Origin of the sequence: Arsenicicoccus bolidensis DSM 15745 (assembly GCF_000426385.1) — a bacterium.
Classification (GTDB): domain Bacteria; phylum Actinomycetota; class Actinomycetes; order Actinomycetales; family Dermatophilaceae; genus Arsenicicoccus; species Arsenicicoccus bolidensis.
Map to the genome: position 1 here is coordinate 25,110 of NZ_AUFG01000038.1, position 11,672 is coordinate 36,781.

The 11,672-nt window shown below is 72.3% G+C and carries 9 protein-coding genes; 2 read left to right on the forward strand and 7 right to left on the reverse strand.

Annotated features, from left to right (window positions below; translation table 11 throughout):
* Nucleotides 1-5: 5 nt before the first annotated feature.
* The 4 genes from K313_RS0116105 to K313_RS0116120 form a co-directional block, all read right to left on the reverse strand.
* Nucleotides 6-2,060, reverse strand: coding sequence for a HelD family protein (locus K313_RS0116105; RefSeq protein WP_029212481.1), 2,055 nt, complete (start codon nt 2,058-2,060; stop codon nt 6-8).
* A 154-nt stretch (nt 2,061-2,214) separates the two neighbouring features.
* Nucleotides 2,215-3,612, reverse strand: a complete 1,398-nt coding sequence (locus tag K313_RS0116110; RefSeq protein WP_029212482.1) for a S1C family serine protease — start codon at nt 3,610-3,612, stop codon at nt 2,215-2,217.
* A gap of 45 nt (nt 3,613-3,657) precedes the next feature.
* A complete protein-coding gene (locus K313_RS0116115) occupies nt 3,658-5,172 on the reverse strand; it encodes a sensor histidine kinase (protein WP_034253729.1) in 1,515 nt (504 codons plus the stop codon).
* 26 nt (nt 5,173-5,198) lie between these two features.
* Entirely contained in the window at nt 5,199-5,903 is a 705-nt protein-coding gene (locus K313_RS0116120; RefSeq protein WP_029212484.1) for a response regulator transcription factor, read from the reverse strand.
* 317 nt (nt 5,904-6,220) lie between these two features.
* Between K313_RS0116120 and K313_RS22620 the strand changes: the two genes are divergently transcribed.
* The gene (locus K313_RS22620; protein WP_029212485.1) at nt 6,221-7,150 is read left to right on the forward strand and encodes a hypothetical protein; all 930 of its coding nucleotides are present in this window, start codon (nt 6,221-6,223) and stop codon (nt 7,148-7,150) included.
* Nucleotides 7,151-7,329: 179 nt separating this feature from the next.
* Here the strand turns inward: K313_RS22620 and K313_RS0116130 are convergent, their stop codons facing one another.
* Nucleotides 7,330-8,967, reverse strand: coding sequence for a DNA repair helicase XPB (locus K313_RS0116130; RefSeq protein WP_029212486.1), 1,638 nt, complete (start codon nt 8,965-8,967; stop codon nt 7,330-7,332).
* A complete protein-coding gene (locus K313_RS22625) occupies nt 8,967-9,473 on the reverse strand; it encodes a hypothetical protein (RefSeq protein WP_029212487.1) in 507 nt (168 codons plus the stop codon). Before K313_RS22625 ends, K313_RS0116130 begins: the two co-directional genes overlap by 1 nt.
* 151 nt (nt 9,474-9,624) lie before the next feature.
* Between K313_RS22625 and K313_RS0116140 the strand changes: the two genes are divergently transcribed.
* Nucleotides 9,625-10,557, forward strand: a complete 933-nt coding sequence (locus tag K313_RS0116140) for a hydroxymethylglutaryl-CoA lyase (RefSeq protein ID WP_029212488.1) — start codon at nt 9,625-9,627, stop codon at nt 10,555-10,557.
* Nucleotides 10,558-10,635: 78 nt separating this feature from the next.
* Here the strand turns inward: K313_RS0116140 and K313_RS0116145 are convergent.
* On the reverse strand, nt 10,636-11,672 hold a 1,037-nt coding region (locus tag K313_RS0116145), incomplete at its 5' end, for a carboxyl transferase domain-containing protein (RefSeq protein ID WP_029212489.1).

An 11,672-nucleotide genomic window follows, 5' to 3' on the forward strand; every position in this document is an offset into this window, starting at 1 on the left:
GGTCGTCAGTCCAGGGGGGTGGGCGCGGTGAGCGGTCCGGGGAGCGGTCGGGCGTGAATCACGCTGAGACCAGACACGGCTCGCGTCAGGACGACATAGAGGCGTCGCAGCCCGGTCCGCTCGTCGGGCTCCGCGTCGGCGATGGCGGCCGGCTCGACGACCACCACGCGGTCGAACTCCAGACCCTTGGCGACGGTCGCCGGCACGACGTGGACCTGGTGCTCGACGTCGCCGTGGTCGGCGCCCAGCGTGCCGTGCTCGATCCCCGCGTCGGTCAGGGCGGCGGACGCGGCGGTGACGCCGGCGTCGGGGACGACGACACCGACCGAGCCGGGCCGCCGGGCCAGGCCGGCGACCCTGTCGGCCGTCTCTGCCCAGAGCGAGTCAGCCTGCACCGCAACGATGTCCAGCTCGCCGACGTTGTCGCGCACGGACTGCGGAGCCGCCAGGCCTGGCGCCATGACGGGTAGCAGGCGGGCGGCATACTCGATCACCGCCGCGGGCACCCGGAAGCCCCGGCGCAGCTCGGTGACCTCGCCGTCGGGCTTGCCGAGGTGGCGCAGCGACTCCGCCCACGAGCCGGTGGCCCACGGGGTCGTGCCCTGCGCGATGTCACCGAGGACGGTCGCCGCGCCGGTCGAGCAGCGCCGGCCGACCGCCCGCAGCTGCATCGGTGACAGGTCCTGCGCCTCGTCGAGCATCACGTGACCGAGGCTGGGGGTGCGGGTCAGCAGGTCCGCGAGCTCGTCGAGCAGCACGGCATCGGCGAGGGTCCAGCGGGCGGACCCCGGCGTGCGAGGAGCCTGGTCCCACACCAGGTCCGCCTGCTCCGCAGGGGCGAGTATGCCGTCCGCCGCCGACTCCAGCGCCGCCGGGTCGGACCACAGCCGGTGCAGGACCGCAGCGGGGTCGAGGCGGGGCCACACGGCGTCGGCATACCGCGTGACGGGGGTGGAGCGGGCGACCGCGTCCTGGACCCGGTCGTCGGGCGAGTCGCCGGCGGCCTCCATCTGGACCAGCACCGCGTGGGCGAGGCGCTGCGGGAGCATCTGGCGGGCGGCGTCGTGACGCACGTCGCGGGTGCGCAGCTCGTCGAGGATCTCGCGCACCTCGTAGGCCGGGATCCGCCACCGGCGGGCACCGCGGGGGACGACGAGGGGCTCGTCGGGGTCCTGGACGGTGGCGCGGACCGCGCGCCGCAGCACGTCGGCGAGGCGGGCGTCGCCCTTGAGGGTCGCCCGGCCGGGAGGGTCGGTGGCGCGGATGCGGACGCCCTCGCCCACCAGGCCCTCGATGGTGGTGTGCCTGACCTGCACCTCGCCCAGGGCCGGCAGCACGGCGCCGATGTGCTCGAGGAAGGACGCGTTGGGGCCGATGACGAGGACGCCCTGGCGGGTGAGGCGGTCGCGGTAGGCATAGAGGAGCCACGCGGCGCGGTGCAGGCCGACGGCCGTCTTGCCGGTCCCGGGCGCGCCCTGGATGCAGACGGTCGTGCTGTCGTCGACGCGCACCAGCAGGTCCTGCTCGGGCTGGATCGTGGCCACGATGTCGCGCATGGGACCGACGCGCGGACGCTCGATCTCGCGGGCGAGGATCTGCGAGCTCGCCTGCTGCTCGGTGCGATCCGTGAGGTGCTCGTCCTCGAGGGCGGTGATGCGACCCCGGTCCAGGCCGAACCTGCGGCGCAGGGTCACGCCCATGGGCTCGGTCCGGGAGGCGCGGTAGAACGCGGTCGACACTGGCGCCCGCCAGTCGATGACGAGAGGGTCGCCGGCGTCGTCGGTGACGTGGCGTCGGCCGACATACCAGCGCTCGCCGTCGTGCTCCGCGTCGAGGTCGATCCGGCCGAAGAACAAGGCGGTCGCGGGGTCGTCCTCGAGCGAGCGGGCGCGCTGCCAGAGGGTGCGTGCCAGGTGCTCCGCGGCGATCGGGTCGCTGCCCTGCACGTCGACGGCGAGGGTGCGCTCGCGCATGGCGGCGAGCTCGGTGCGGGCCCGGTCGAGGTGTCCATGCTCGGCCAGGAGCTCGGGGTCGAGGTGCGTGTCGCTGGGCGCGGGCATGACGGCAGCACCTTCCGGGGTGGGCGTGAGGGGGACGCGCCACCCTAGCCCAGGCGCGTCCAACCCCGCGTCCAACCCCGGCCGATGTGCATACCTCAGGTCGTCACATCGGCCTGGCGTGCGAAGCCGGGCGGACGTGACGACCTGAGGTAGGTCACTGGGAGGACTTCTCGGCGAACGTGATCTGCACCTCGCGCCGCTCGCCGCCCCGCAGATAGGTCACCTTGGCCGTGTCGCCGACCGTGCGCTCGCGCACCTGGGCCACCAGCGCCAGCGACCCCGTCACGGGCTCGTCGTCGATCGCGATGATCGCGTCCTGGGTCTTGAGGCCGGCCTTGTCGGCGGGCGACCCCGAGACGACGTTGGCGATGACGGCGGCCACGCGCTGCCCGCCGCCGTCCTTGACCATGGCCGGCTTGGACGAGACGCCCATGAACGCGTGCTGCGCCTTGCCGTTCTTGATCAGCTGGTCGGTGATGGAGTTGACCTCGTTGACCGGTATGGCGAAGCCGATGCCGATCGACCCGGCCTGACCGCCCGTGGACGACCCCATCGAGGCGATGGAGGAGTTGATCCCGATGAGCTGGCCGTCGGCGTTGACCAGGGCACCGCCGGAGTTCCCGGGGTTGATGGGGGCCGAGGTCTGGATCGCGTTGGTGACCACCGGGTCGGCGGCCTGCTGCCCGAACAGGCCACCGTCCTGCTGCCCCTGCGAGGACCGGTCTGTCGACACGGGCCGGTTGAGGGCGCTGACGATGCCGGTGGTCACGGTGCCGGACAGGCCGAGCGGGTTGCCGACCGCCATGACGGGCGCACCCACGGCGATCTGGTCGGAGTTGCCGACCGCGATGGGCTTGAGGTCCTTGACGTCGCCCTGCAGCTTGACGACGGCGAGATCGGTGGACGGGTCGAGCCCGACGACCTTGGCCTGGTAGGCGCGCTGGTCGTCCAGGGTCACGACGATCTGGGCGCCCGAGCCGCTCTCGCCGACCACGTGGTTGTTGGTGACGATGTGGCCCTGCTCGTCGAGGATCACGCCGGAGCCCTCGCCGCCGCTGCTGCCGCTCTGCACGGAGATGGACACGACGCTGGGGGAGACGGCCTGGGCGGTGGCCTTCCAGTCGGGTGCGTTGGTGCCACCCTGGTTGAGCGGCGGCTGGGTGTTGCGGGCCGGGTTGGCGGTGGGCGCCGTGCGGGACACGCTCGACGTCGTGGTCTGACCGTCACGGCCCGCGAACAACGCGTAGGTCCCGCCGCTCGCCAGCGCGGCCGCCGCGACGGCTGCCGTCGGCACCTGCCACCACCCGGACCGACGACGCCGAGGGGCGGTCGGTCCCGCGCCACCGCCCTGGCCGTATGCCGCCCCGCCGGCTCCCGGTGCCACCGGCGATCCCGGCGATCCCGGCTGACCGGGCGCGGCGTAGGGGTTCGACGACCCGGGGTCGACGACGCGGGGGATCTCCTGGGTGGAGCTGTGGCGCGGGATCTCCTGCGTGTGCTGCGGGTCGCCCTGCGTGGGGGGCTGAGAGCCCGGCTGGTGCTGGTCGTTCATCGTGACTCCTCGGGGGCCTGAGGTCTCGAAGGATGGCTCATCGACCTAGGCCGATGCTGGTGCGTCGCTGTGGGACTGCTGTGGATCGGTGGGGAGGCGGACGCGGAAGGTCGCGCCGCCACCGGGCGTGGGGACGATCGTGACATCTCCGTGGTGGGCACCGGTGATGGCGGCCACGATCGCGAGTCCGAGCCCGGTGCCACCAGGATGGTCGGTGCGGCCACGGGACGGGTCGTTGCGGAAGAACCGCTCGAACACCTTGCCCGACAGCTCGGGGTCGATCCCCGGTCCGTGGTCACGGATCTCGATGGTGGTCCACCCGTCGCCGTCCTGCCCGCTGCCGTCCAACCCGTCGCCAGCGCCGTGGCCGACGGCCAGCTCGATCGGCGTGCCGGCCGGGGTGTGGTTGATGGCGTTGCCGACCAGGTTGGTGACGAGCTGGCGCAGCTTGGACTCGTCGCCGCGCACGAGGTTGGCGTCGATGGGGCCGTGGAGGCCGACCATCTGGATGTCGCGGTCCGGCGCCAGGGCGCGGGCGTCCTGGGCGGCGTCCGCGAGGACCACCGTCAGGTCGACCGAGGTGAACTCCATCGGGCGCTGCTCGTCGAGGCGGGCCAGCGACAGCAGGTCCTCGACGAGGGCTCCCATGCGGGTGGACTCGTCCTCGATCCGTTGGAACACCTGCCGCACGTGCTCGGGCTGGGTGACCGCGCCCTGACGGTAGAGCTCGGCATACCCCCGCACGGCGGCCAACGGTGTCCGCAGCTCGTGCGAGGCGTCGGCCACGAACTGCCGCATGCGGGTCTCGCTGGCCTCGACGTGCTGGAAGGACCGCTCGATGTGGCTGAGCATGACGTTGAGGGAGTCCGACAGGCTGCCGACCTCGTCGTCCGCGGACCGGGCCGGCACGCGTCGGGCCAGGTCGCCGCCGGCGATGGCCTTGGCGGTGTCCTCGATCTGACGCAGCGGGCGGAAGGCACGGCGGATCGCGAACCAGCCGGCGATCATCAGCGCCGTGACGGCAGCCAGCCCGATGAGCAGCGAGAAGAGCATGACCTGGCTGGTGGTCTTCTCGACGCCGCGCATCGACACGGCGACGGCGTAGGTGCCGGAGTCGCCGTCGAGCTTGTCCGCGACCACGCGCCACCGCTGGTAGCCGTCCTTGGACCGCACCTCGAAGATCTGGTGCGTCCGCACCTCGGGGGCGTCCATCGCGAGGCGAGGGATGTCGGGGTGCTCCTCCTCCGTCTGCGGCTGGAAGACGATCTGGTTGCTCGACCCCTTGGGAAAGAACACGACGGCGTAGTTGGTCGGGAAGTTGTCGAGCTCCTGCTCGTTGGCGATCGCGTCGAGGGCGCTCGCGCTCAGGGGTCCGGCGCTGAGCCGCAGCTCCTGGTCGGCGCGCTGCAGGAGCTGCCGCTCGAGCAGCCAGGTCGTCGCGCTCGTCGTCAGCGTCAGCGCCCCGGCCATGAGCACGACCAGGATCAGGACCAGCCGGTGGGTGAGCGGCATGCGCTGCAGCCACCGGTGGACCGTGAGGCCCGCCGTCGTCCGGCGCACCCGCGGCATCCGACCGGCCGGACGACTCACGAGATCTCGGGAGGCAGGCGCAGGACGTAGCCGACGCCGCGCTTGGTGTGGATCAGCGGCGGCTCGATAGAGTCGACCTTGCGGCGCAGGTAGGAAATGTAGGACTCGACGATCCCGGCCTCGCCGCGGAAATCGTAGTCCCAGACGTGGTCGAGGATCTGCGCCTTGGACAGCACCCGGTTGGGGTTGAGGATCAGGTAGCGCAGGAGCTTGAACTCGGTGGGGGAGCAGTCGATGACCTTGCCGGCGCGACGGACCTCGTGCGAGTCCTCGTTGAGCTCCAGGTCGTGGAACCGAATCGTGCCGTCCTCGGGCTCGTCCTGCCGGGTGCGACGCAGGACGGCGCGGATGCGGGCGACGACCTCCTCGAGGCTGAACGGCTTGGTGATGTAGTCGTCACCGCCGATCGTCAGCCCCTTGACCCGGTCGTCCACCGCGTCGCGCGCGGTGAGGAAGACGATGGGCACGTGGCGGCCGGCCTCGCGCAGCTTGGTCGTGACGGTGAAGCCGCTCATGTCGGGCAGCATCACGTCCAGGACGACCAGGTCGGGCTCGTGCTCCTCCGCCAGGACGAGGGCACCCCCGCCGTCACCGGCGGTGTACACCTCGAATCCCGCGAATCGCAGGCTGGTCGCGAGGAGCTCACGAATGTTGGGCTGGTCCTCGACGACCAGCAGTCTGGCTTCGGGCGTAGTGGTCACGCCGTCGAGTCTGACCGCTCACACTGGAGGTTTCCTGGGAGACTGCTGGACCACCGGGCCGTATGCCGCCCGCCCCGGCCTCGATCGCTGCGACTCCGGACGGGCGTGTGGCGCGATCCCATCGAGGGGTCGCAGATGGGCGCGACACGCCGTGCAACGCCACAGGTGCGTCCCCTCGACCTGGTGGTGAGGCCACACGGCTGGCGGGAGCAGCGTCATACGGCGCTTGTCCACAGGCTGACGCGCTCCCGCTGACTCCGTCCACAGGGGGCGAGGGGGCACATCCGTGATGAGGCCGACGAGTGCATGCTCGCGTCATGGACGAGCTGCCCCGCCACCTGACGTCGGCCGAGGCCCGCCGATCAGGCGTCACGAGAGCGACCCTCACCGCGTCCGGGCTCGTGCGGACCCACCACGGTCTCTGGGTCGCCGACCTCCCCACCACGCTCGACGAGGCGATCGCCCAGGCCGGTGCCGTGATTCGCTGTCCCTGGGCCGTGTGCGGCTGGTCGGCGGTCGAGCTCCTGGGGCTCCCCGACCGGAGGTCGTGGCAGCCGGGGGACCCCGTGCACGTCTGCGTGCCGACCGCCGCGGGGCGCGTGCGGCGTGAGGGGATCGTGTCGCGCAAGGGTCTGGAGCGCCGCAGGGTCGTGGACGTGAGTGGGATCCCCGTGGTCGCCGGGATCTGGGCTGTCGCAGACGTGCTGACGGACCCGCTCGCCACGCACGAGGACCTCGTCCGGCTGTGCGACGGCTACCTCCACCTCGGCGGAACGGCGGGCTCCCTGGTGGCGCCGGCCTCCCTCGATCGGCGAGGAGCGAGCCGCTTGCGTGGGGCCCTGCGCGACACGAGGCACGGCGCGGAGTCCCCGCGCGAGACCGACCTCAGGCTCCTCCTGGCACAGGCTGGTCTGCCGGAGCCGGAGCAGCAGGTCCGGCTGGTGGACGCAGGCGGAGCGACGGTGTGCCGGTTCGACCTCTACTGGGAGGAGTTCGCGCTGGGCGGGGAGTTCGACGGCGACGGTCACCGCACCGAGCGCGGACGCTGGCGGGGTGACCGCAGGGCGGATCGGCGGGCGCTGTTGCTCGGGCATCGCAGGCTGCGCGTGACGTCGGACGACCTGATGCCGGACCGGCGGCACGAGACGGTGGAGGAGTTCCGCACGTCGATGGTCCCTGTCCGCGCCCCGGCGGGGGGACGGCTGGTGCGAACGGTCGACTCCTCGCCGCTGGTGCTGCCGTGGTGACGTCTGACCGCGCGTCGAGGGGACGCAAAGGAGTCCGACACGCCGCGGAACGCGACATCTGCGTCCCTTGGACGGGGACGGGGCCGGGGACGGGGACGGCGGGTGCGGAAGGGTGGCGGGTGCGGACGTGCGGGTGGGGTCAGATGGACGGGTCGGGGCGGACGGGTCACGGCGACGGGTCAGGGGAGGTCGCCGGCGTCGACGATCGTGTAGGCATAGCCCTGCTCGGCGAGGAAGCGCTGGCGGTGCGCCGCGAAGTCGGCGTCGACCGTGTCGCGCGTGACGACCGTGTAGAAGTGCGCCGTGCGCCCGTCGCCCTTGGGACGCAGCAGCCGGCCGAGGCGCTGGGCCTCCTCCTGGCGCGACCCGAACGTGCCCGACACCTGGATCGCGACGGATGCCTCGGGCAGGTCGATCGAGAAGTTCGCGACCTTGGACACCACGAGCAGCGAGATCTCCCCGGTGCGGAAGGCCTGGAACAGCCGCTGCCGCTCCTTGACCGTGGTCGAGCCGGTGATGATGGGGGCGTCCAGGCGAGCGGCGAGCGTCTCGAGCTGGTCGAGGTACTGCCCGATGACCAGCGTGGGCTCGCCCGCGTGCCGCGCCACCAGGCGCTCCACCACCGCGTCCTTGGCCTCGGCGCACGACGACAGGCGGTAGCGCTCGTCCGGCTCCGCCACCGCGTAGGCCATCCGGTCGGCGTCGGGCATGGTGACCCGCACCTCCACGCAGTCGGCCGGGGCGATCCAGCCCTGCGCCTCGATGTCCTTCCACGGGGCGTCGTAGCGCTTGGGGCCGATGAGCGAGAAGACGTCGGACTCACGGCCGTCCTCGCGCACGAGGGTCGCGGTCAGCCCCAGCCGTCGACGCGCCTGCAGGTCGGCCGTCATGCGAAAGATCGGGGCCGGGAGGAGGTGGACCTCGTCATACAGGATCAGTCCCCAGTCCCGGGCGTCGAGCAGCTCGAGGTGGGGAAAGACGCCCTTCCGCTTCGTCGTGAGCACCTGGTAGGTCGCGATCGTGACGGGGCGGATCTCCTTGCGGGCGCCGGAGTACTCGCCGATCTCGTCCTCGGTGAGCGACGTGCGGCGGACCAGCTCGTCCCGCCACTGCCGCGCGGACACCGTGTTGGTCACCAGGATCAGCGTGGTGGCCCGGGCGCGGGCCATGGCACCGGCCCCGACGAGCGTCTTGCCCGCCCCGCACGGGAGGACCACGACCCCGGACCCGCCGTCCCAGAAGCCGTCGACCGCCTGCTGCTGGTAGGGGCGCAGCGCCCAGTCGCTCTCGTCGAGGTCGATCGGGTGCGCCTCGCCGTCGACGTAGCCCGCGAGGTCCTCGGCCGGCCAGCCGACCTTGAGCAGCTCCTGCTTGAGGTGGCCCCGCTCCGAGGGGTGCACCACCACGGTGTCGTCGTCCACGGCGTCACCCAGCAGAGGGCGGATCCGCTTGTGCCGCAGCACCTCCGCGAGGACGGCGCGGTCGGTCGTGCGCATCACCAGGCCGTGGTCGGGGTCCTTGGCGAGCGTCAGCCGGCCGTAGCGGTCCATCGTGTCGGCGACGTCGACGAGCAGGGCCTGGGGGACGGCATACCGGCTGTGGGTGAGGAGGGCGTCGACGACCTGCTCCGCGTCGTGGCCGGCGGCGCGGGCGTTCCACAGGCCGAGGGGCGTGACGCGATAGGTGTGCACGTGCTCGGGGGCGCGCTCGAGCTCGGCGAACGGCGCGATCGCCCTCCGCGCGGCCTCGGCGCCCGCATGGTCGACCTCGAGCAGGAGGGTCTTGTCGCTCTGGACGATCAGGGGACCGTCGGGCATCAGACGGCGGCCGGGGTCGGGGCCGGCGAGGGGGTCATCGACGGCAGGTCCGCCTGCTCGACGAACCACAGGAAGCCCGCGACACCGGCGATCAGCAGAACGACGCCGAGAACCACGTTGAGCACCAGCAGGATCCACCCGATGTTGGCCATCCGGTTGGCGCGCCGCGGATCGTTGCCGTGCTGGGCGAGACCGATGATCCCGAGGATCGCGCTGGGCAGCCCGACGATGAAGGCCGTCGACAGCACCGCGAGCACGCTGACCACCGTGAGGACGATGGCGTTGACCGGGGCGCCGGGGGAGGGAGCGCCGTATGCCGGCTGCCCGTAGGCCGGACGACCGTAGGCGGGCTGTCCGGATCCCTGCTCGTATCCCTGCTGGCCGTATCCCTGCTGGCCGTATCCCTGCTGGCCGGACCCTTGCTGGCCGTAGCCGGGCTGAGCGGGGTGACCACCTTCGCCATACGAGCGTGGTGTCTGGTCGTCGGCGGGTGGCTGCGGGCTCATCGGTGCTCCTCGGTCGGTTGTGACGTCAACCCCACGTGGCGCTGGTTGCTTCCCAGGAGGCTAGCGGGGTGGGGCAGGATGGGGCTCGATGCTCGACGGCGACATGGCGGCGCCGGGCACGAGGACGTCGACGCCGACGCGAAGGAGCGAGATGCGCCAGCCCCAGCACGAGCCGATGACCGGTGCGCCGGACCGCGTGACGATCTACGAGGTGGGTGCGCGCGACGGGTTGCAGAACGAGAAGTCGATCGTCCCCGTCGACATCAAGGCGGAGTTCGTGCGGCGGATGCTCGCCGCCGGGCTCGAGACCGTCGAGATCACGAGCTTCGTGTCGCCGCGGTGGGTGCCACAGCTGGCCGACGCCGCCGACCTCGTGACCGCGCTCGGGGCGGACGCGCTCGGCACCCAGCGGCCCGTCCTGGTGCCCAACGAGCGGGGGCTGGACCGGGCGCTCGACCTGGGGGTGTCGTCGGTGGCGATCTTCGGGTCCGCGACCGAGACCTTCGCGGCCAAGAACCTCAACTCCACGGTGCTGGACCAGTTCACGATGTTCGAGCCCGTCGCCAAGCGCGCCAAGGACGAGGGGCTGTGGCTGCGGGCCTACGTGTCGATGTGCTTCGGCGACCCCTGGGAGGGCGACGTGCCCATCGACCAGGTCGTCGACGTGTGCGCCCGGATGATCGACCTCGGCGCCGACCAGCTCTCGCTCGGCGACACCATCGGCGTGGCCACGACCGGGCACGTGCGGCGGCTCCTCGATGCTCTGGGGGAGCGCGGGATCGGGTCGGATCGGATCGCGGTGCACTTCCACGACACCTATGGCCAGGCGCTCGCGAACTCGCTCGAGGCGATCCGGCTCGGGGTGCGGACGATCGACGCCTCGGCCGGTGGGCTCGGTGGCTGCCCGTATGCCGAGTCCGCGACCGGCAACCTCGCCACCGAGGATCTCGTGTGGGCGCTCCACGGGATGGGCGTCGAGACCGGCGTCGACCTCGAGGCGCTGGTCACCACGTCCGTCTGGATGGCCGAGCAGCTCGGCCGCCCGTCGCCGTCCCGGGTGGTCAAGGCCCTGTGGGGCGGCTGACCCGCCCCACGCCCCTGCACCCCCGGTCCCGGTCTCGGCGAGAGGGCAGGAGTGGTCGCTCGGGGGCCTTGGCCGGAGCTAGCTCTGGGTGGCCAGCTCGATCGTGAGGGCCTCTGCCATGGCTCGGCAGAACGCTCGCGGATCCTGGTCGGCCGGCACCGTCTCGGGGACGATCCGGTGGGCGATCCCGGCCTCGACGAGCTGGGGCGCGGAGATGCGCTGACGCAGGGTCATCTCGGGGGCGTGGTCCGGGGTGCCGTGGACGATGACCGAGGCGCCCTCCGGTGGCAGCGGTGACAGCCAGCCGTGCTCGGCCACCACAACCCGACGCGCGGGCAGCATCGCGAGAGCCCCACCGCCGCAGCCCTGCCCGAGCAGGAGCGCCACGCTGGGCACCGTCAGCTGGGTCATGTCGGCGATGCAGCGGGCGATCTCGCCGGCCAGCGCGCCCTCCTCCGCCGTGACCGACAGGTCGGCGCCGGGGGTGTCGATGACCGAGACGAGGGGGAGCCCCAGCTCCTGGGCGAGGCGCATGCCACGTCGGGCGGAGCGCAGGGCTGCGGGCCCCATCGACTGCTTGGCCTGGTTGCGGCGGTCCTGCCCCACGAGGACGCAGGGGTCCCCGCCGAACGATGCCAGCGCGAGCATGAGCCCGGCGTCGTGCTGCCCCTCGCCGGTCCCGGAGAGCGGGAGGACCTCGTCCGCGGCATACCGGAGAAGCTCTCGGACGCCCGGACGACGAGGTGAGCGGGTGATCTCGACGGACGCCCAGACCTGGCTGGACTCCGTCGGGGCGGGCCAGGCCGGCCCCTCCCCACCAGGATCGTGAGCGTTTCGTCCAAGATTCTTGGAGGATTCGCTCACGATCTCGGGGGCTGCGGGGGCTGCGGGGGCTGCGGGGGCTGCGGGGGCTGCGGGGGCTGCGGGGGCTGCGGGGGCTGCGGGGGTGGTGGCCGCGTCGCGGCGGTGGGGGTGCAGCAGGCGCAGCACCCGTGCGGCGACGGTCGCGAGCTCCTCGGACGGGACGACGGCGTCGATCACGCCCTTGTCGACGAGGTTCTCGGCGAGCTGCACGCCCGCGGGGAACGGTTCACCGTTGAGCGCCTCGTAGACCT